This is a genomic window from Pseudovibrio sp. Ad37, assembly GCF_001623075.1.
Lineage (GTDB): Bacteria > Pseudomonadota > Alphaproteobacteria > Rhizobiales > Stappiaceae > Pseudovibrio.
Genome location: NZ_LMCF01000065.1, coordinates 1 through 20499, shown reverse-complemented (window position 1 = coordinate 20499; position 20499 = coordinate 1). Strand labels below are relative to the sequence as shown.

The following is a 20499-nucleotide window of genomic DNA, read 5'->3' as shown; positions in this document are numbered from 1 at the left end:
CCATTACTCCGCCGGAGTTGGGGTTGCTGTTGCAACACTGCCTGCTACGCCTTTGCGCTTGCGGGCTGAAACAGGAGCACCAACACGCAGGCGACGATCAAAGAGTGCAATACAGCCACCCAAAGACATAAGCAGAGTACCAATCCAGATCAGTGTGATCAGCGGTTTGAAGTAGATGCGGGTAACAATACCACCATTCTCGTCAGAATCACCCGTTGCAAAGTACACCTGCGAAAAGCCAAAGGTCGCAATGGATGTTTCACTCATTGGCATTCCGCTGGCATTATAAGCGCGCTTAGATGGCTCCATGATACCGACAACATTGCCACCTTTGCGAAGAGTATACTGGGAGACCATCTCCTGATAGTTCGGACCATTTTGAGTCCAGCTCTTCTCATAGGTCACATTGTAACCGTTCTGTTCGAGGGTATCGCCTGGACGCATCACTTCAACGCGTTCAGATTCAAACGCCATTGTCGTCACAATACCCAGGACGGTAATCCCAAGACCAGCATGGCCCAGCACAGTAGACCAGACGGTTGGTGCAAAGCCTTTGATACGGGCCATGGAACGACCAAAGCCAATTTTGAACAGCTGGGAACGTTCAATGATTTCCCAAAGGGAGCCAAAGATTGCCCAGAATGCCAAGCCGAAGCCGAGCGCTGTCATAATGCTTGTTGTGCTAACGCCCATGAACCAGATCAGACCGACAGTCGCGAGCATTGCGATCACAAAAGCAGAGGTCAATCGTTGGGCGACACCCCACGCATCACCACGCTTCCATGCCAAAAGCTGGCCAAATGGCATCAGGATCAACACTGGCACCATGATTGGGCCGAATGTCAGGTTGAAGAATGGCGCACCCACGGAGATCTTGTCGCCAGAGAAGGCTTCCAGAACGAGTGGGTAAAGCGTACCAACGAACACTGCAGCACAAGCTGTTGTCAGGAACAGGTTGTTCAGTACCAGTGAACCTTCGCGGCTGATTGGTGCAAACAGGCCACCTTGACGAAGCAATGGTGCGCGCCAAGCAAACAGTGTGAGTGATCCACCAACAAAGATCAGCAGGATCGCAAGGATAAAGAGACCACGTGCTGGATCAACTGCGAATGCGTGCACGGAGGTGAGAACACCAGAACGGACGAGGAAGGTACCCAGCAGCGACAAGGAGAATGTCAGCAGTGCGAGGAAGACAGTCCAAACCTTCAGAGCATCCCGACGTTCCATAACGATTGCAGAGTGCAGCAGAGCCGTACCAGTGAGCCATGGCATAAAAGATGCGTTTTCGACCGGATCCCAGAACCACCAGCCACCCCAGCCGAGCTCGTAGTAAGCCCAGTAAGAGCCCATTGCGATGCCGAGGGTCAGGAAGATCCAGCTTACGAGGATCCAAGGACGTACCCAACGCGCCCAGGCGGCATCCAGTTTACCAAGAATGAGCGCAGCTGCAGCAAACGCGAACACGATGGAGAAGCCAACGTAGCCAATGTAAAGAATTGGCGGATGGATCGCCAAGCCGACATCCTGCAGCATTGGGTTGAGGCCCGAGCCTTGCAATGGTGCAGGGCTGATACGGGTAAACGGGTTTGATGCAACAATGACGAAGAGCAGGAATGCAAAAGAAACCCAGCCCTGAGCGCCAAGAGTAGCAGCCCGGAGGCGCTGCGGAATGTTGCGTGAAAACACTGCAACCAATGCACCGAACAGCACCAGAATAAGCACCCAGAGAAGGATAGAGCCTTCGTGATTGCCCCACACACCGGAGATCTTATAGACCAGCGGTTTGTCACTATGGGAGTTCTGATAGGTATTCAGAAGCGAGAAGTCTGAGTTCAAGTATGCCCAGGTCAATGCGGCGAAGGCAACGCAAGTCAAAAGGAACATAAGTACGGCAAGGCCAGGTGCCATCCCCATCAGACGGTGATCTGAATTCACTGCACCCCACACTGGAAAGACCGACTGAACAGCCGCGACTACCAATGCCAGAATGAGTGCATAGTGGCCAAGTTCAATTATCATTACGATATCCTAGTATCCATTTGGCGCTGGATAACCGGCCCTTTTGGGCAGAGCCGATTGATTTTACTTTTTAGTTTACTTTGATGCTTTGCTCTGCGGAGGCGGCCTGGTCCTCTTCCATCCAATGGCCATCTTCCTTCAAGGTCTCGTAGACCTCTTTTGGCATATAGCTTTCATCATGCTTGGCCAGAACTGTGTCTGCAATAAAGACACCCTTCTCGTTCATGTGGCCTTCAGCGATGATGCCCTGCCCCTCACGGAACAGGTCTGGCAAAATACCCTTGTAAGAAACCGGGATAGCTTCTGCCTGATCGGTCACGCGGAAGAGGATCACTGAGCCTCGGCTCTTATCGAGAGAGTCATCTTCAACCAGACCGCCAAGACGGATGCGTTGTCCAACTTCAACTTGCTGTTCAGCGATGTCGCTTGGGCTCTGGAAATAGGTCACGCTGCTGGAGAGTCCATAAAGAACCAAGCCGACAGCTGACCCCAGCACCAATCCCGCAAGACCAATAAGCCCGAGTCTTTTTTGTTTACGTGTCATACTCGCAGTTCCGTAGATACGTTGCCAACTAATGCCTTACGGCGTTTGTATTCTGCAGCTCAATAGAACATCAAAGGAAGCTTTATCTCTTTGTTCTAGACATATCTTATTTCCGAAAATCGCTTGGCATTCATCAAAGATATGCAACCCCTGCCTTATTCGGCAGGGCGCAAATTCAGGCTCGCGGCCAGTTGGTTGATCTGTTCCAGTGCTGCCGCATCGTCCTTCAGGTTTTGCTTGGCGCGGGCGACTGCTTGTGCGGCCTCCACTTGCTCCCCGAGAATAATGCGGGCCTGTATCAGGCGGCCCCACTCAGAAACAGAACCACCTTGTTCATTAAGGCGTTCATCCAACTGCACAACCATCTGGTTGATCATTTCATTGCGATCTTCTGCACTCATCTCAGCTGCTGCTTCAACTTCTTCAGCAGAAGGTCCAGCTGGCTGTCCAAGTGCCGGGATCGCCTCAGCCTCACCAGATACAACAGCGCCTCGTGCGATCAGTTCGTCACGCTGTGCTTTTGCTGCGTCCACCCAAGGAGCATTTTGATCTGCAGTCTTCAGCAGAGCATTCCAGGCAGCCAGCGCTTCGTTTATCTGGCCCTTCTGGCCCATAGCCATTGCCAGATAGTAGTAGGGTTGCAGCATTTCAGGCTTAGCGAGATTGATCCGGCGCAAAACTTTTTCAACTTCTTCGGACACTTGTCCGTTGTTTGCGAAAATGCTTGCTTCAGCCCAACCAACCATAAAATCGAGGTTTTCAGGGAACTGGCTCAACGCCTGCGCATAGGCGCGGCGGGCCTTTTCAAATTGGCTGGTACGCATGTAAACAGGCGCGATTACAGCCCAACCCTGTCCGTCGTTCGGGTTTTCTTTGAGGTGATCCTCAGTCCTGGCAATCAGCACTTCAAGATCAGCCTGCCCTGCGGTTTCAGCCAAACGCTCAGCACGTGGCTGGTCAGGGATTTCCGGAGAACCATATTGTAAATACATACCTAGCGCTGCCAGAGGTACCAAAACAACCGCTGTCAGCTGCACAATGCGCATGCGCATTTTAGAGGGAGCTGACTGGTGGTCTCCCTGGTTTTGCTTGTGCGCGGCTAACAAGCGACGCGACACTTCAATTTTGGCGGCTTCTGCCATGTCCGGCGCGATTACACCGCGCTCAAGATCTTTTTGTATTTCTTCGAGCTGGGCACGAAACACAGCTTCATCATTGCGCTCATCAGGGTGAACCTTGGGAGAGCGAGCCAATGGAACGAGTACGGCCAATGCGACCGCCGCCGTCAAAATTGCGAGAACTAACCAGAATGTCATAGTGGCTTAAATAGACAGGTTCTAAATGTGAAAGGCAACAGTACCCCCCCTGCGACGGGCAGTCGCACAAGCCATATACCCACAAAATACCTATGAAGTTGCACTTATTTTCTAAAAGACGCAGGCACTACTAGGGGGTTAGGCGGCATCTTTCAGGTAAGTCTTCTGCCTACGAATGAGGTTCGCAGTGTCTTCCGGCTCCAGAGAGATCTCACTCATCGAGATTAAACGGCTCAATTTTCTCGAAATTTCGCCATAATTCGGAAGGTTTTCAGTCTTGTTTTGCTCATCTTTGGGAGCTGTCAAAAGCTTCTCGGAGTTGCGATCAATGAAACGTTCGACATGATCTCTGGTTGAGATTTGCAGCTCGTTCAAGCCAAGCACACCTGCATATTGCGACGCCAACTTGGCGAGTTTTAATCCCCTCAAACATTTGTGATAGGCGCGCTGAATCTGCTCCAGCCGATAACCACCCTGCAAATCTGCAAAGTCAGGTTTTGTTTCTGAAGCAACTGCCTCCTCCAGTTGTGCTGGGAGGTTACACAGTTCATCGCGTAGCAGAATACACAAACGGTTTTTGAGCTGTACAGCGCGCTGGTTCCATTGACCGCAAGCGCTGAAGCCTTCGAGTTCTTCCAGTTCCTCAAAATGTAGCAGGCAGGCGTTGGCTGCTTCCGGGAGCCCGACAATGGCCTCCTCTTCCATACGCCAGCCTTCAACAACAGCCACACTTTGCTCCAAAGAAGACAAAGCAAACTCTATGAAGGCCGCATAAGGCGTGCCCGTAACATCTTTCAAAGCAGGAACAGCTGCGAGGGTTTGAGCCAGTTTTATGAGTTCAACAGGCGCTTCGTCCAAACGGAGGAATGACAGCGCTGCAAGATAATTGGCCTCAGCTCTGTGCTGCTCCATATGGGCGCGCATGTTTTGCAAACTGTTACCGGAGGACATGGACAGGATGTCTTCTGCAAAAGGTGGAGTGTCTGCCATCACCTTTTCCCATGCAGGTGCTCTTTCCAAAATCACCAGAACGTCACAGAAGAAATCAAAATTGACGTGGCCTCCAACCTTGCGGCGAAGCTTTGTCTTTATCTGAATGTCTTGATCTGCAGCTTCCAGCTCTCTTTGTGCAGCAGCGACCAAACGCAAGCGGAGACCCTCAGCGCATGCAAAGAGTGCTTTCTGGATGGTTTCATGGGTTGTAGGCAAATCTTGTTGCTGACACAGCTCTTCCAAGGCCTCTATCGCTTCGGTAAACTCATTAGAAAGAAGCACCTGGCGCATGTAAGTCCAGAGCGACTCCATTACTGCGGCATCGATCCGACCTTGTTGTGGCGTGCAAAGCGGCATTTGAATGAGGAATGGCTGAAGGGGGCTTAGAATTGCGCGCTTTAGTGGCGTATCCAGAGACAGCTTATTCTCAGGAATGTAAGAGGCTTCACCAAGGAGCCTGCGAATAGTGAGCAGCATGAGTTCGGCATTTGGTACAGATGTTCCGCTTTGCACGGTATCATCGACAGAGCGTTCCAACATCCGCAAAGCAGATTGAGACAAGGCTCCTAACACCTTCTCCATTTGCAATGCTTTATGGTTGACCTCGTGCATCCAAATCTCTCTGGTACTCAGCTTTACACTGGTTGAGCTTATACACGCTCAACCCTCACAACTCGCAGCAGACGACAACTGCTAAAATTGTATTTGTTGATCAAAACTATCGGCGGAATTGCTTAATCAAATCTTGATAAGCAGCCTTTTCCGCATGCGAAAGGTGTGTTTCCTTCCGCAAAAACTGCTTATAGCGAGGGATTTCGGGCTAGTTCAGCGCTGCCCAGCGCTCACCGTCCTTACAAGCCGCACCTTTGATCAGCTGCGTTTTCTCATCATACGCGATGGTATGCTGGAAATCGCGGCAGCGGCGGTCATTCACGTAATAGACAGGACCAGACTTAACTGTGCCTTGTGCGCCAGAGAATCGATTGCGCCAGACAACTTTGTTGCCTGCATCAGACGCATTCAACGCTTTGCTCTGTGCTTTATAGACGGTGTCGAGGTCACCGCTTCTGAGCAGTTGCTTCAACTCGCCTTCTGTGGCGCTGTCGATTGCAGCCTGAGCTGCTGCATTCTGCTCACTATCAGAAGACCAGAAACCAAAAATCGACGAGGAAGAGGCATCGGTTTGAGCTCTGGTGGCATGATCAGATGTCGCACAGCTGGCTAAACCGCCAACAACGACAGGTAAGACCATCAGTTTTTTCCAGTTTCGCACCAACATGCATCCTCTTTGTCGCTTTTGCGACTTATCCGTTTTCCGGAAAGGCTCTTTGTCCCTTCCAAGGTCTTCCAGTAAGGCCTCAAACCAAAGCAGCGCCATTAGCTTGAAAACGCTTTCGTGGAGCAACCCCTTAAAACACAGTTACACTTACTATCAGTACTGTTTGAAACAGATGCAACCTCTGCCCCAAAACAGATCAGATTGTCAGAGACGGCAAGATCACCGTTGCCTTCAATCCACCTAACTCGCTATCGCCAAGTTCAAATGAGCCGCCGTAAATACCTGCAATGTCAACAATTATGGATAAACCTAAACCCGTTCCGGGGACAGTTTCATCCAATCTTTGCCCTCTGCGCAGTGCACGTTTTTTCTCTTCAGCACCCAGTCCAGAACCATCGTCTTCTACGATCAGAGCGATGAGTGACGCAGAGGAATTGTTGTTTTTCAGCGTCACTGACACTTTTTTATCACACCATTTGCAGGCGTTATCCAACAAGTTCCCAAGGATTTCTTCCAGATCTTGTTGTTCCCCGCGGAACAACAGAGTCTCATCCATATCAACCGTGATCTCTGGCTCTTTGTCGCGATGGATTTTTTCCATAACGCGCGCCATGCGCGACACGACAGGAGCAGCCTCACATGACACACCGATCACCCGGCGCTGAGCCGCCATTCGTGCTTTTTCCAGATAGTGCTGAACTTGCCCTCTCATAAGATCCGCTTGCTCCGAAATCTTCAAAGCGAGCGGTTCATCTGAACTTCTGGCCTCGTTGGTAATGACAGACAGAGGCGTTTTCAGGGCATGAGCAAGATTTCCCACCTGAGTTCTGGAATGCTCCACTACTTCTCTATTTGAGTGGATGAGAGCATTGAGTTCAACAGCAAGCGGTTTCAGCTCTTTGGGCAAATCTTCCTGAACTTCTTCCTCTTTTCCCTGACGAACGCGACCAAGACTCTCCTGAAGTTCAGTTAGCGGACGTAAACCAAAGCGCACCTGCAAGAAGATGGCCGCGACAAGGCCAAGCCCAAGAACACCAAGTGTGATCGCCGCTTGCCATGCAAAGGATGCCGTACTCTCGCCCAGCTCGCGGGTGCTTCCTGCGACTGCTATTGTCACCGGCTGAAGTCCACCGAACTGGATGCGTTTTTGCAGCAGACGCAGATCCCGACCAGCTGGACCAGTGACGTTTTGCTTGAGTTCCAGTTCGCCCTTCATGTTTTGCAGGCGTAGCGTGTCGCCAAAAAGAGATTCGCTTTCAAACAGAACTTTGCCACCGCGTTGCACGGTCCAATACCAACCCGACAGCGGCATGTTGAACCGTGGATCACCGATACGTCGTAATGCAGGGTTTTGCTGGTCGCCTTCCGCAGCAAGCGCACTGACAATTGCTGTCATGTGGACTTCAAGGCGTTCATCCAGTGCTTTCTCACCCGCTTCACGAAACAGAGCGACAAGAATAGCACCCGCAACCACAAGACTGACAACAGCCCATAGGCCCGCAACAAAAATCAGACGCCATGCCAATGACGCCTGTTGCTTCTTGCGAATGAACCTGATGGGATTCCAGTTGAGCGGCCCCTGCAAGTCGTTGGTGTCTGCGCTGTTCTTATCAGGCATTTTCTTCCTGTAGCCTGTAGCCCAATCCACGTACGGTCTCGATCAGTGAACTACCAAACTTCTTGCGCAATCGGCCTACGAACACCTCAATGGTGTTGGAGTCGCGGTCAAAGTCCTGATCGTACAAATGTTCAACCAATTCGGTTCTGGAAATCACACGGCCTTTGTGGTGCATGAGATAAGACAGCAGGCGGAACTCGTGAGAGGTGAGTTTTACGGACATGCCGTTTTTCGTCACTTTGCTTGCTTTGGTATCCAGAACAATGTCGCCAATGGAAATCTCGTTGGAGGCCAGACCAGCGGCGCGGCGCACCAGTGCCCGCACCCGTGCCAGCACTTCTTCCATGTGAAAGGGCTTTGCAACGTAATCATCTGCGCCTGCATCAATGCCGGCGACTTTATCGCTCCAACGATCACGAGCCGTCAGGATAAGGACTGGCATGGAATGGCCGTCTCTGCGCCAGCGTTCCAGCACACTGAGACCATCCATCTGCGGGAGGCCAAGATCCAGAATGACAGCGTCATATGGTTCGGTGTCACCGAGGAAATGGCCTTCCTCGCCATCATATGCTTTGTCGACAACGTAACCGGCGTCTTCCAACGCTTCAGACAGTTGTCTGTTCAAATCCCGATCATCTTCAACGATCAACATTCGCATAAGATCTACCCCACACAAGCGCTCAGGCTCATAAAGCAGTTCAGACTGCTCTAATTTTTCAGTTGCACATTCCTATCTGAAAAGTGGATACCGGTTTTCAGATAGGAATGTGCAGTATCGCCTAATATCGCTTTCAAAATTCGTTCAAATTCAGGCAAAAAAATCTCTATCCAGAGTTCTTCTCAGCTCGGTTACAACCGGCGCCCTGTTCGTGCATCCAGCGTCACTTGCGAGACGTTGCCGTTGTTGAGTACGGACAGCACATAGACCAATCCCCCTCCTCGCTCACAGAGTTTGGCTGAAAGTATCTGCCCATTGACCCGCAGCGAACCCAGAGGCCGCGCCTGACCGCTGGCGACAGCCTGCCTTGTCTGACTGGAGGACAAACACGCGGCCTGCGCAGGTGCAGACCATGTAAAAACCGTTACCGCCAAAGCCAGTGCCATCAATGAGCGAAAAAAGAGGTTGTGGAATTGGTGTCTCATAGGGCGTCTTCTAACCGGCACTGGCTGAACCTCACATGAACGAGGTGTTATATATTTCAAAACAAAGACCTAGCAGATTCTCTGGGGTCTGTGATGTTTCTTGGCTTGGTTTGCAAATAATCCGGTAAAAGCAATTGTTAAAGTGTTACGCTCGCCAAGCAATCTGAAGTTGTCCCCAAACCGAATTTCGTTGATTTTTGAGCAACTTCACAGGCTAAGAGATGCCGACCTTCTCCAAATAACGATTGCAGCTCGGTTTGTGGGATTGTCAGGCTTTCCTGTGTCACCTCATATTCACGCAGAACAGTTCGTTCATTTTCGCCCCCATCCTGACGATAAAGCGTGACCGAAAACTGAAGTTTATCCTCTTGGAGCGGAATATCTGGCGTTGCCCAGCTGTCCGCCTCCCATCTGGCTCTGCGAATCCATTTAAGTTCCAAATCACCATTATCTGTTTGGCTTGCACTCAGATGAACAGGTGCGAATGGTTTAAGTGAGCTTTGTTTTCCAGCATGGCTTGTGTTCACTGCCCATTTAAAGCCCAGAGGCTTGCCAGCTGGAACGACACGATATGAGAGGGCAACATCGGCTTTGTCACTGGTCCATGGCAGTTTCAGCAGGGATTGATCTAACAGGATGAAATCAGCGTTCTCAGCGCTCGACGAAGCAACCAGATGCTCCGTACCCAATTGTCCTCTGAGCAACTGCGTGAGTTTGTAGGTCATGGGGGCGATCAGTTCTGCTTTACAGAACTGTATCACTTCCCACTCATCATTTTTGCGAATGGCACAGGCATTTGCGCCTGACAGCACATCGAGTAGCATTCGGCTTTGTAACTGGCCTCCGTAGAATTTTACGGTGATATGGGAGGCCAGATCCCAGCGCCAAAGTGGGCCAGAGGTGAGAGGTTCTTGCAAAATGCCCATGGTGGCTGGTTCAGTCACCTGCACTAGCGATGTGAATTCTTCACCTGAGCTGGAACTGTACAGCTGATAGGCACTCGGCCAGTTCGCATTGTAGATAGCGACCACCGGGCTTCCATCATCCGCTCCCTCACTGTGGAACCTTGGCAAATCCAAGATGCTAACAATTGGCGGACCTGAGGTGGTGTCGTTGAAAGATCGTTGTGATGATCCCTCCGAGACTGCTGTTGCGGCTGTAACAGGATATTCGTTGAGCCGTATTGCTTGAACGTCCAGATGAGCACCAGATGAAACCTGATCAATGCGGCACTGCAACGAAGCAATGTCGTCGTCCAGCAGCTCGCCAGGAAGTTCCAGTACATCCCCCGGTCGCAGATCGATTTTACTCAGAGCAAGTTTGAACTGAAGAGTCTCCCGATCCAGCCACACACTCTGGTGCATTTTTTGAACCAGCTTTTTAGCAGAGGGGGGCGAAGCTGTGATAGGGAGCTGGATGTTGGAGGTGTGCCTGTCCATGCCTTCCAGACGGCGGGAGGAGACGACGAGAGGCTCATAATTGTTATTGGGGTCCATACCTCGCAGTCGGAGTTCAGCTGGCAGGTCGCTGCCATCATTGCGGCTGATGGAGATGTAGCCTTCCTCCTCTTCAGCTTCCAACAGGTCAGCAAGGCTCAGTTTCCCATTGGGGGTGGCCTTGGCGTATTTGGGGAGGATGGCAAGATGGGTTCCGCGATCAACGGCGATGCCTCCGGCGAGTTGCAGGATGGGAGAGAGCGCAGAGCGTAAGGACGTTGGGCCTGTCACGATCAGACCTTCGAGGGTTTCACCCAGTTCAGCGATCTCCGTTAGCTCTTGCGTATGTCCGAAATCATCGCGCATGGCACGGATAAGACCTGAGAGAGAGGTTGCGCCTAGACGGCCTGTCAGCCAGTGACCGAGCTGCCAATTTTGACCGTCTGCCCAGACATCAGAATATGTTGGAAATTCGGGGAACGGGCGGGCGTCCCATGTCCAGAGGAAGGAGTTATCTGCATAGACCATCGTACCTGCGTAGGTGCTTGAGGTTGGATTGTCGCCCTGTGGCCAGTCCGGATGGTCTGTTCCCCAATAACTAAGGCTTGCTTCCAGCGCGCGACGCTGGACAAGGTCATCCTGTTGCCCGCTGGAGAAGTGCGGTAATGCGCTTTCAGCAGACTTGGGGTCCACGAAGACATTGGGCTGGTTCGTTCCTTTGTCTACAGCAGGAAAGCCGAGTTCGGTGAACCAGATGGGTTTGGATTGCGGCACCCAGGGGGTTGGCGTGTTTTGCTCAGCACTTGCATCACGTTCGAAATGCAGATTTTGCCACCAGTTCTTAAGGTCTTTTTGCCGGAACACCCATGGCTTGTTGTAGGCTCCGTCTGTAATCGGGCTGCGGGTTTTCTCAGCTCGGTCTGTGTCATTGGCATAATACCAGTCGTAATATTCACCGGAGGCTACTCCCTCCCGAAGGTTCTTGAGGTTGTAGGCTGTTTGCGGGTCATCGTTCTGACGCAAGTCCGATAGTGGCAGGTAGTTATCAATGCCGACAAAATTGATGTCAGCATGCGCCCAGAGTGGGTCCAGAGGAAAGCGCAGGTCACCGGATTGAGGGCTGTGGCCCGCATATTCACTCCAGTCGGCTGCGTAAGAAAGTTTGGTCTGACTGCCGACAATCTGACGGACCTCTGAGACCAGTGTTTTCAGGTGATCAACGAAAGGAAACGCGTTGCCGCCTGCCCAACATTGGGTGAGACCGCGCATTTCTGAGCCGATGAGAAACGCTTCCACACCACCGGCCTCTTTTACCAAATTGGCATAGTGCAGGATGAAACGGCGGAACCGCCAGTCACTGCCTAAGCCGACAAAAGCGTCTACCTGAGGCGTAACTACGCTGGTTCCCTGCTGCGTTCCGGGTTGTCCTGCTGCTATGTCAGAGGTGATGCGTCCGCGCCAGGGGAAGCTGGACTGCTTGGTTGCGCCATAGGGGTCGGGCAGCTGATTGTCATCGAGGATGTCCATCATCACGAACGGGTAGAACATGACGGCAAGGCCACGTCGCTTCAGTTCCTTGATGGCTTCTGTGACGGAAGCATCTGAGGGCGTACCACCATAGGCAGGTCTGTCATTGATGCAGGAGACCTCTTGCGCTTCAGCGCGGGTCAGGCCTGCAACGCTCCAGTTTTCAGGTAGATGCTTTGTGGTCTGGTAGGTCACTTTGGGCTGAATGGTGCACTGGGAAGCACGTAAGTCATCGCCAAACCAGGCGACGACAAGTGCGACGCTTTTCAGGTTTGGGCAGAGGGCCTGAAGTTCATCCAAAGAGCGGACCAGATCGGTTTCCTCTCCCTTACCATGGCGGTTGACGCTCCGGGAGTTGCCGGGAGCGTGCTCCTCGATGACTTCCTGCGGGTGATAGGCAAACTCTCCTGCTCCGGGGATAAGCGTGACCGCCTTGATCTGCTGTTCCAGTGGTTCAATGGAGCGGAGCACTTCGAAGGCGAGCTGGGGGATCCGGTTACCGAACTCTGCCAGAGGGAGGCGTTCGAACACCACATACGCGGTGCCTTTATAGGCTGGCGCGGTGCCTTGCTTAGCTTCGATCAGTGGGTCGGGTTGTTGATCTTCCGCCCCCAGATACACCCTCATATTGATTGCGCTGGAGTCAAGCTCCTTACCGTTGGCCCAGACACGGCGCACCGCTGTGATGGGACCTTCGCACAAGGCGACAGCGAAGTTGGCGAAGTAGCTGTGGCTGGTGATTGTGGTCGAAGAGCCAGTGGCTTTTCCGCCCTGCTTTTCTTCGGAGACGACCTCTTCCAGCCGTGTGGCCCAGATGATGTTGCCGGTGACACGCACGCGGCCATAGACAAAGGGCAGTGACACCCCTTCAGCAGCAGTCTGTAATTGCAGGTCACCTAACTTGCCGACGGAGAGTTCCCGGTTTTCACCGAAGATCTGCTGATCGATCCACGCCCCGCCAATAGCCCCCAGTGTTTGTCCTATGATAGCGCCGAAAGGGCCACCGACTGCGCCGCCAACGGCTGCACCAACACTTGATAGCACCATTGTTGCCATGGTCCTGTCCTTTCCGGATCACTGACTTGAGAAGAATGAAAAACGCCCTGCAATCTTGTTGCGCCACATGGGCACCAGCGGGCTTTCAACCACTCCCACCGCCTCGTAAGCATGGATGAAGCGGTCTTTGCTGGTCATAAATCCAAGGTGTTTGCAGGGAACTTGCGGCGCCCAGCGAAACAGAATGATTTCCGCTGGCTTTGGCTTTTGCAAAGACCCTTGCACCTCGTTCAGATACTGGTGCGCAGCAATCAGCAACTGGTCCTCACCTTTCAGCTCCGCCCATTCAGGTGCGTAGCTGGCGGGAACGGGCGGCTCGGTATGGTGCAGAAAGCGATAGAGGCCGCGGATAAGGCCAAGACAATCGCAGCCTGCACCTTTGGTTGTGGCCTGATGCTGGTAAGGCGTTCCGACCCAGCTGCGCGCTTCCTTCAGGAGGGTGTGGTGAGACTGCTGCATGATTACCCCACCAGCTTTTCGCCGTTGTTGGCAGCGGATTGGCTTTCAGGTCCAGCAAGGATGAAGTCATTGCCCGGCATATGAGGAAAGCCTCGGAAGTTCTCGGTGTTCTGGAACTTAGTCTGGCAGCTGCTCCAGCTTTTATCGCAGCCTGCGGAAACCGATGCGGTTACTGGATAGGTTTGCTCCAGGATCACGGGAGCCCAGAGCGTGAGTTTGTGATTGCCGTGCTCAATGAGGTGACTGGTAATGCGCGAGGGGTGATTGGCGTAGGGGCCAGATTGAAAGGTGAGCTTGCCGAAGGACCACCAGCCAGTGCCGATATCGGTGTTACCTTCGATGACCAACCGATTGCCATCTTCTTTGCCTGTGATACTCACCTGTCTTGAGTAGGCAGCGACGTCCAGATTGATCCCGCAGTTAGGATCTCCCAGATCAGCATGACATTGGTGGGAGAGTTGCCTGCCTTTTGGCTCAGAGAGTTTGGTGGCCAATGAGCGGAACTCGGCGCGGAATACATCGGCATCTCTTGTGACTTCGCCAAGGGAGCCGCACCGGAGCAACTGGTGCTCCTCCGGGTTTTGCCAGTTGACCAGATAGACCTCGACTTCGGCATTGTCCCAAAGACCCGCACTCAACTCCTTCTCGCTTAAGCTGTCGGAAGAGAGGACGCCCAGCGCTTCTTCCTGTCCGGCCTGAAAGTCAGATTGAGCCATGGCCTGAGTGCCATCCAATCCGATGCCGGGTTCATAGGTTTTACCGAGCAGTGAGATTGGGTGGTCGTGGGTGGTAAAACCGAGGCTGAGGCCGGATGGCGCGGTTAAGCGCCAGCAGTAGGCCACAGTTGTGCCCTCACCGGTCAGGTGTTCTTTCAAAGCAGCATTGAACATGGGTTTACTCGCAGAGTTGGTTTCAGATGAGAAGTTCGACGAGGGGGATGGACGGCACCTGCCCTGCCTCGAAGTGCAGGAGATTGATTTCCAGCTGGTCGTTTTCAAAGCGCGTGGGCGTATCGAAAAGGAAGCCCGCCGTGATCACCTGATCATTTGAGGGAATGTGACCGGCCTGAAATTCAAGATTGCCTGTCAGAGGATCGAGAAGCACATCACTGCCGACGGTTTTCAATTGACCGGCGACCGCAACCGAGACCGTTCCTGCCACTGGTTTCGTAATTTTGCGTTGCCAGGCAACGCTTGCCGCTCCCACTTGCTTGATGAGCTGGAACGTCTTTGTTGTCCCGTCGCCAGTTCCGATCGACACATCGGTTGCAGATGGAGTTGCATCAAAGGCGCAGGATTTATGGTCCATGGGGTCACGAAACCGGAATCCGCAGAGGCGACCACCCACTTTTTCGAAAAATGAGAGCACCCGTTGCAGGTCTGCCGAGCTGCGCAATCCGGTCCCCACATCAAAATGCCGTCGCGTTCCCTTCCAGATGGCGTTTCGGGTTTCTGCACCATTGAGTAACCTTGTGACCTGACTGCGTTTTTCTACTCTGACAGAAGCCCCTAGGGAAATTCCAAGTGGGAATGATTCATCAACAAAACATGGTTGCATTTCACCCTCCTGTTTGACTTGGCTCAAGGCTGGGTGCCCGCGAAGCATCTAATAGGTTTGACATGGAAAAGTTATCTGCGTGATTTGCGTAGACCCGTTGTCGATGCTCCTCCCTCTTTGCAAAGCAACGGATTTTTCCAAAAAGTTTGCTACCACCGTCCGGTAGCAAAGCCACGTCGGTCCTTGAGTCCCTCCTCTTCAATGCCGACGTCATAGCCCGCGTCGCCCCCGTCCGGTGGCGCGGGCCATTATCATCGCAATCTGCCCCTGAGATCTTTCAAAGCTGCGCACATCCTGTGTCGCCACATTTATTGTGACGTTGGGCTGCGTGCTGCCCGCATTCATGGCAACGCCCAAACGACCATCGTTGCCGCGCTGCAAAGGCAGGATTGCCTCTGCCCCCGCCTCTCCCATCACCCCCAAGCCCGTGTTGCCTGCCGCGAACATGGTTGGGCTGGAAACGACACCACCTTTTGCAAAGGGCGTCACGCCTGCCACATTGCCAATGGCTGATGAGATTCCGGCAGAAAGCAGGTTTTCAAGCGGCTTTAAGGCACTGTTGAGTGCAGAGCTGGACATGTTGAGCGCGACTTGTGAGAGGATCGATTGCAGGTCTTTGCCAGAGGTGACTGCGCTTTGCAGGCCTTTGCCAAGCTCTGAAGAGAACTCTTTGGCAAGGGCGTTGACCTCTTGCATTGTTGTCTCCAACTCACGCGCATCTTCTAAGTTCAGCGGTTCATTAAAACTATCGGTCATGGTGTTTGTTGATCCTCTTTGTCTGGGAACTGGGCCAGCAGGTCCTCCAGTACGCCTCGTGTGATCGTGCGGGCACTGCGGGTTCCCGGTAGAGTGAAAGCCATTTCCAGCTCAACCAGTGTTGAATGCCAGAAGGTGTGCGGTGACCAACCAAGCTCCCGGCAGGCTTTGTGCATCAGGTCATGCCAGGGCACAGCTTGGTTTTCAGATTGCCCGGGCTTCACGATTTTGACTGCTGAGGTGGAGAGAACGTGGCGACCAGGAGTTCCCCTGCCAGCTTGGCAAGGGCTGCAACGCCGCCTTCATGGGAGAGTTCTGCGACCTCTTCGTTCTCAATGACAAGTCCACCCCCGCGAAGGCCTGCACCGAGCACTTTGATGATGTCGGCAGCACTCAGCTTCCCAGAGGAAAACCGCTCTGTCAGCTGCTGTAATGTGCTGCAGCTGAGCGCGTCTTCCAGCTCTGCCAGAGCCCCGAGTGTGAGCACAAGAATGTGCTTTTGACCGCCAAGGTCTGCGAGGACTTCACCGCGCCTGCGATTAACACCTCTGCCATAGGTTTTAGGTGGCATCCCGTACTCCTTAGGTTAGCGGGGTGAACGTGAGAGCACCGGCGGATTCCAGCGAGATCTCAAAGGTGACTTCAGATCGGTAGTCGCCGGAGTATTCCAATGCAGACAGGTGAAACGGGCCTTCCAGTGTTCCAAAGCCGGGCAGGATGACCTGCCATGTACGCACCTCTCCAGCAAAGAAAGCGGTGCGGACTTTTTCTGCGGAGGCTTTGTCGCGAAACAAGCCACTGCCAGAGAGCGAGGCGTGGCGTGTGGAGGCTCCTGCCAGCAACTCGCGCCAGCGGCCTGCGCTTTCGGCATCGGTGATATCAATGGGTGTGGCGTTGAGGGCGAGGCGTCTTGAGCGCAGGCCTGCAACGCTTTCAAAGGTTCCATCTCCCACTGTGTCCAGTTTCAACAGCAGGTCTTTTCCGGCCTGAGCGACCATCTGTTTTCCTCTCAAAGGTTGGTATTAAAGCGTCTTTTGCAGCAGGACGGAGAACTTGATGCGTCCGTACCATGTGCGACCATCGCCCAGACGGCGGCAGCTGGTTTCAGTCATGGTCAGGCCTGAGGTTTCAAGTCCGGCAGGTGACGTGACACCCGTCTCCAGCAGTTCGTTGAAGATCTGGAGGATCTCCTGGGTTTGAGCCCGGTCTGCATGGCGGGAGTAGATGCCTATGGAACCTGTGAGCCTGCTGCCGTCGTCCAGATGGCCTGTCAGCAATTGTGTGGTGACAGCCTCCAGCGTTGCATAGGGCAAGGTTGCTCCCCTTGGCACGCCGTCAAACACCCGCATTGGATCTCCCAGATAGGGTTTTAGCGATGCCTTGGCGTGGATTGCCTGAAACAGGGCTTTGCGGAATTCAAGCTCTCCCATCATCGCCCTCCTCCTGTTCACAAAGGATTTGCATGAAGGGCGCTTGCTCTGAGTGCGGGAGAACCGCTTTTACCCTGAGGCTCTGTCCACCCCGCTCCACCCGCCAGCCCTCTGCCACATCTGTGCGGCGGCGAAGGGTGAGCGTGAGCGGGTAAGTGCTGGCGATACGGCCTGCCACGGTACTCTGTGAGCCAGTGGATGCCTCTACCAGCCCCCAGACCATGGCGATTTGCTGGTAACTCCTTGTGACAGAGCCATCCGTGCCATTGGTGATCTCTGGATTGAGTAACAGCAGGGGTTCGTTGAGTGTGCCTGCTGCTCTCATATCCTGAGCACCTTGTAAGGCGAGAGCGCTGCCTCGAAGCCGTGGGGCATGAGGCCCGTGAGGCGGTCTTCTTCCAGCATGGAACGGCGCTCGTACCAGAAACCGACCAGCATCAGGATCGCGGTTTGCAGGCCTGCGGGAACCGAGGTTGCTGCTGAGCCGTAGCCAGCTTTGAAGTCAACCTCGATGCCGTTGAGGTCTCGCAATGGCCCAACCGCACCTGCCTTGAAGCGCAGGCGGGAGGGATTTCCGGCCAAATCCACCTGATAGTTCGACGCCGGCACCAGATGTTGGTTGCCTTCCCTGTCATAGGTGTAGACCTGCAGGATTTGTGCGACCGGCGCGACAGGCAGGCGGATCAGGCGGTCTGGTGAAAGATCATCCAGAAGCAGTCGCCATTCCTGTTCTATAAGAGCCCGCCGTGTGAGGGTCTCCACCTGTTCCCGCGCGGCTTTGATCAGACGCTCGATCAGATCATCCTCGTGGGTGTGGGAGACCCTAAGTTGCGCATGCGCCTGGGCAAGCGAAACCGGCTCCAGAGCCGGTGGCACTGTGAGTATAGCCGTCACGGCGGCTCCTCCTCGATTGTTGTTGAAGATGATTAGGCGCTGAAGTTCAGCAGTTTGTAGGCGTCGAAATCCATGATGCCACCACCGACGCGTTTGGTGATGTAAAACAGCACGTTTGGTTTGCTGGTGTACGGGTCACGCAGAACAGAGATGCCGACGCGGTCCACCACCATGTAGCCACGGTGGAAGTCACCAAACGCGATGGCGTATGGATCAGAGCCAGCGGTCATGTCCGGCATGTGTTCAGCTTCTGTGACCGGGAAGCCCATGAGGCTTGGGTCTGCGCCTGCGGCTGCGGGTGGTTGCCAGATGTAGTAGCCCTGCCCGTCCTTCAGCTTGCGGATGGCAGCTTGCGTTCTGCGATTGAAGAGGAAGCGGGCGTTGCGGCGGATGGCGGTTTTGACCCCGTAAATCAGCGAAATCAACAGATCGCTTCCGTTGGAAGAAGGAAACGCCCCTGCCTGTCCTGTCTTGATGGACCCGATGGAAAGGCCCGTATCATCCAGCGAGCCGTGAATTGTGCCTTTGAGCAGCCCTTGCGGCTGACTGGTGCCGTTGCTATTGAGGAAGGCAGCGGATTCTTTTTCTGCAAAGACGGTTTCCACTTCTTCTGCCAGAATTTCACCGATGTTGACGGCTGCATCGTCCAGCAGGGTTTGGGTGACAGCTGGCAGAGCAGAAAGCTCGAAGATCTTCACCTCCCGCATCTCAAATTTCATTGCGTTTGTGGGCGTGCTGCGGGCATCGGTTTCGCCTTCCCAGTCCGCATCCGGGTTCACCGTCACAACAGGACGGCGGTAGGATGCGCCTGAGATTTTGCGGTTGGACGCAATGGAGCGGATGGGGGACAGAGCTGTGATGCGACGCAGGATGTCCGTTTCCAGCTGCTCCGGCACCAGATATCCGCCATCGCCAGCAGTGCCGGAGGACATGGCCTTTTGCTCCAGTGTTTTAAGGCGGTTCTCCTGCCCGTCACGCATGTAGGTCTCAAACGCAGATTTGTGCTCTACCTCAGCTGATGGGCCGCCGGTGGTTTCTGGCGTAGAGCGCGGCAAGCGCTGGGATTTGAGTTGGAGTTCGTTCAGATGACGCAGCTGACCGTCGATGATCTCGTCCAGACGGGCCAGTTTTTCGTCCAGGAGCACATCCGAGCCGGACTTTTGCTCCAGCTCAGCCAAACGCATGTCGTTGGTCTGGGTGTACTCAGAATAAGCGTGGTTCAGCTGGTTAAAGCTGCCAGAGGCCTCCATTCCAGACACAAACTGCCCTGTTGCCGGGCCAGAAAGTGCGGGATGAGCTGATTTTCCTGCAGCTTCCCTTGCGAAGTCTTTGGTCTCTAATGCTGGATTGCATGTGTTTTTCATAGGATTATTTTCCTCGTAAAGCATATAAAAAAACTGCGGCGCCGATTGGAACCACAGATCGTACTTTCAAATAGTCAGGAGCTTCAGGAGACCACAGTCAGCCGTGCTGATGGCAGCAACGGGAACGTGACCAGCGAGATCTCCCAGAGATCTACCGCCAGCACATCCCGTCTGCCGGTTTTGTTGTTGCGCTGGGCGCGGCGGGTTTTGAAGCCGATGGACAGTCCATCCAGAATACCCGTTTGCACCATGGCGATGGCTTGTCGGCCTTGTGTGATGCCCGGATAGAGCAAGCCCTTTACAAAGAGGCCGATGCTGTCCTCCTGAATGTGCAGCCACTTGCCAATGGGGTGGGATGGATCGTGCTGCCAGAGCATTTTTACATCCGTGAGTTTTTGCTTTTGCAGCGTGTTTTGAAATGCACCTTTGCGCATCACATCGCCGCCCTGATCGCTCAGTTCAAACCGGCTGGCGTAGCCCTCAATGGCGATGGGGTGATCTGTGTTCAAATTGATTGCCTCCCTTAGCGAGCTTTCAATTGTTTTTTCTGCCGGAGTTTGCTCCCTCCGACTTTGCCGCGCGTCGTTCCACCAATGCTCCGGCGAGTGCCTTGGTGAAGTTGGCGAAGGTCTGTGCGGGGGCTTCATTGCCGCGCTGAGTTGGCTGTTGTTTTTGCTCAACGGGCACGGCTTGTGTTTTGTGATTTTGGGTCAAGGCTTCACCTTCAACCTTTCAAATAATCTCAATAGTTCGAGTGTGCGATTTTCATGGATCCATGCGCAGCAGCTGGTTGAGTTTTTCCAGTTCACTCATGAACTCCTCGAACCTGCGATTGAACCGGATGACTTGCTTAAGTGCCCACAAGAGCAGTGATGTGGAGGTGCCTGCCCAGGCGCTAAGCGCCACATGGGCAAGGTCTCCTTTTGCAGCGAGCGCTGCCAGTAACTCATTCATCTTTGCCCTCCGCCCCATATCCAACGGTGTCAATGAGCGTTCAAAATTGATCCGGCATCATCATTTAAAATTGACCCACCTTGGTTGGCACAAATCCAGCAGGCGAACAGCTCTCATCTAGCAGGTTCGTCTGCTGGCTTTGTGCCAACCAAGG

Annotated in this window: 23 protein-coding genes; all 23 read right to left on the bottom strand. The window is 53.7% G+C overall.

The genetic code is table 11. The features are described 5' to 3' along the window. Window positions 1–3: 3 nt before the first annotated feature. The gene (locus tag PsAD37_RS11695; RefSeq protein ID WP_063296292.1) at window positions 4–2019 is read right to left on the bottom strand and encodes a heme lyase CcmF/NrfE family subunit; all 2016 of its coding nucleotides are present in this window, start codon (window positions 2017–2019) and stop codon (window positions 4–6) included. 70 nt (window positions 2020–2089) lie between these two features. Then, window positions 2090–2563 (bottom strand): cytochrome c maturation protein CcmE, encoded by a 474-nt coding sequence (gene ccmE / locus PsAD37_RS11690; RefSeq protein WP_082827132.1) that lies wholly within the window; start codon window positions 2561–2563, stop codon window positions 2090–2092. A 155-nt stretch (window positions 2564–2718) separates the two neighbouring features. Beyond that, window positions 2719–3879: a c-type cytochrome biogenesis protein CcmI gene (gene ccmI, locus PsAD37_RS11685; RefSeq protein ID WP_063296291.1), complete on the bottom strand. Its 1161-nt coding sequence runs from the start codon at window positions 3877–3879 to the stop codon at window positions 2719–2721. Window positions 3880–4017: 138 nt separating this feature from the next. Then, window positions 4018–5484, bottom strand: coding sequence for a hypothetical protein (locus PsAD37_RS11680; protein WP_063296290.1), 1467 nt, complete (start codon window positions 5482–5484; stop codon window positions 4018–4020). A 208-nt stretch (window positions 5485–5692) separates the two neighbouring features. Then, entirely contained in the window at window positions 5693–6124 is a 432-nt protein-coding gene (locus PsAD37_RS11675) for an RT0821/Lpp0805 family surface protein (RefSeq protein ID WP_208991838.1), read from the bottom strand. 223 nt (window positions 6125–6347) lie between these two features. After that, a complete protein-coding gene (locus PsAD37_RS11670) occupies window positions 6348–7769 on the bottom strand; it encodes an ATP-binding protein (protein WP_063296289.1) in 1422 nt (473 codons plus the stop codon). After that, the gene (locus PsAD37_RS11665; protein WP_063296288.1) at window positions 7762–8427 is read right to left on the bottom strand and encodes a response regulator transcription factor; all 666 of its coding nucleotides are present in this window, start codon (window positions 8425–8427) and stop codon (window positions 7762–7764) included. The genes PsAD37_RS11670 and PsAD37_RS11665 overlap by 8 nt, the downstream gene beginning before the upstream one ends. Before the next feature lie 191 nt (window positions 8428–8618). Further along, window positions 8619–8912, bottom strand: coding sequence for a PepSY domain-containing protein (locus PsAD37_RS27505; protein ID WP_208991837.1), 294 nt, complete (start codon window positions 8910–8912; stop codon window positions 8619–8621). Window positions 8913–9049: 137 nt separating this feature from the next. After that, window positions 9050–12931, bottom strand: coding sequence for a glycoside hydrolase TIM-barrel-like domain-containing protein (locus PsAD37_RS11660; RefSeq protein WP_063296287.1), 3882 nt, complete (start codon window positions 12929–12931; stop codon window positions 9050–9052). Between the two features lie 18 nt (window positions 12932–12949). Continuing rightward, window positions 12950–13390: a peptidase P60 gene (locus PsAD37_RS11655; protein WP_057465894.1), complete on the bottom strand. Its 441-nt coding sequence runs from the start codon at window positions 13388–13390 to the stop codon at window positions 12950–12952. A gap of 2 nt (window positions 13391–13392) precedes the next feature. After that, complete coding sequence (locus PsAD37_RS11650) at window positions 13393–14280, bottom strand: DUF2163 domain-containing protein (RefSeq protein ID WP_057465893.1); 888 nt, start codon at window positions 14278–14280, stop codon at window positions 13393–13395. Between the two features lie 22 nt (window positions 14281–14302). After that, on the bottom strand, window positions 14303–14947 hold the full coding sequence (locus PsAD37_RS11645; protein ID WP_193778256.1) for a DUF2460 domain-containing protein: 645 nt from the start codon (window positions 14945–14947) through the stop codon (window positions 14303–14305). 210 nt (window positions 14948–15157) lie between these two features. After that, entirely contained in the window at window positions 15158–15703 is a 546-nt protein-coding gene (locus tag PsAD37_RS11640; protein WP_063296286.1) for a phage tail tape measure protein, read from the bottom strand. Then, a complete protein-coding gene (locus tag PsAD37_RS11635; RefSeq protein ID WP_063296285.1) occupies window positions 15700–15927 on the bottom strand; it encodes a phage tail assembly chaperone in 228 nt (75 codons plus the stop codon). The genes PsAD37_RS11640 and PsAD37_RS11635 overlap by 4 nt, the downstream gene beginning before the upstream one ends. Then, complete coding sequence (locus PsAD37_RS11630) at window positions 15924–16274, bottom strand: gene transfer agent family protein (RefSeq protein ID WP_057465890.1); 351 nt, start codon at window positions 16272–16274, stop codon at window positions 15924–15926. Before PsAD37_RS11630 ends, PsAD37_RS11635 begins: the two co-directional genes overlap by 4 nt. Before the next feature lie 10 nt (window positions 16275–16284). Continuing rightward, on the bottom strand, window positions 16285–16701 hold the full coding sequence (locus PsAD37_RS11625) for a phage major tail protein, TP901-1 family (RefSeq protein WP_063296284.1): 417 nt from the start codon (window positions 16699–16701) through the stop codon (window positions 16285–16287). A gap of 24 nt (window positions 16702–16725) precedes the next feature. Further along, window positions 16726–17136 carry a DUF3168 domain-containing protein gene (locus PsAD37_RS11620; RefSeq protein WP_063296283.1) on the bottom strand — a complete coding sequence of 137 codons (411 nt, stop codon included), beginning with the start codon at window positions 17134–17136 and terminating at the stop codon, window positions 16726–16728. Next, entirely contained in the window at window positions 17120–17458 is a 339-nt protein-coding gene (locus PsAD37_RS11615) for a phage head closure protein (protein WP_063296282.1), read from the bottom strand. Before PsAD37_RS11615 ends, PsAD37_RS11620 begins: the two co-directional genes overlap by 17 nt. Beyond that, a complete protein-coding gene (locus tag PsAD37_RS11610; RefSeq protein WP_193778255.1) occupies window positions 17455–18027 on the bottom strand; it encodes a head-tail connector protein in 573 nt (190 codons plus the stop codon). Before PsAD37_RS11610 ends, PsAD37_RS11615 begins: the two co-directional genes overlap by 4 nt. Window positions 18028–18059: 32 nt before the next feature. Continuing rightward, window positions 18060–19391: a phage major capsid protein gene (locus tag PsAD37_RS11605; protein ID WP_084407731.1), complete on the bottom strand. Its 1332-nt coding sequence runs from the start codon at window positions 19389–19391 to the stop codon at window positions 18060–18062. 83 nt (window positions 19392–19474) lie between these two features. Further along, window positions 19475–19900 (bottom strand): HK97 family phage prohead protease, encoded by a 426-nt coding sequence (locus PsAD37_RS11600; protein ID WP_063296280.1) that lies wholly within the window; start codon window positions 19898–19900, stop codon window positions 19475–19477. A gap of 25 nt (window positions 19901–19925) precedes the next feature. Further along, window positions 19926–20105 (bottom strand): hypothetical protein, encoded by a 180-nt coding sequence (locus PsAD37_RS11595; protein ID WP_057465885.1) that lies wholly within the window; start codon window positions 20103–20105, stop codon window positions 19926–19928. A gap of 51 nt (window positions 20106–20156) precedes the next feature. Next, window positions 20157–20345 carry a hypothetical protein gene (locus tag PsAD37_RS11590; RefSeq protein ID WP_057465884.1) on the bottom strand — a complete coding sequence of 63 codons (189 nt, stop codon included), beginning with the start codon at window positions 20343–20345 and terminating at the stop codon, window positions 20157–20159. Between the last annotated feature and the right edge of the window lie 154 nt (window positions 20346–20499).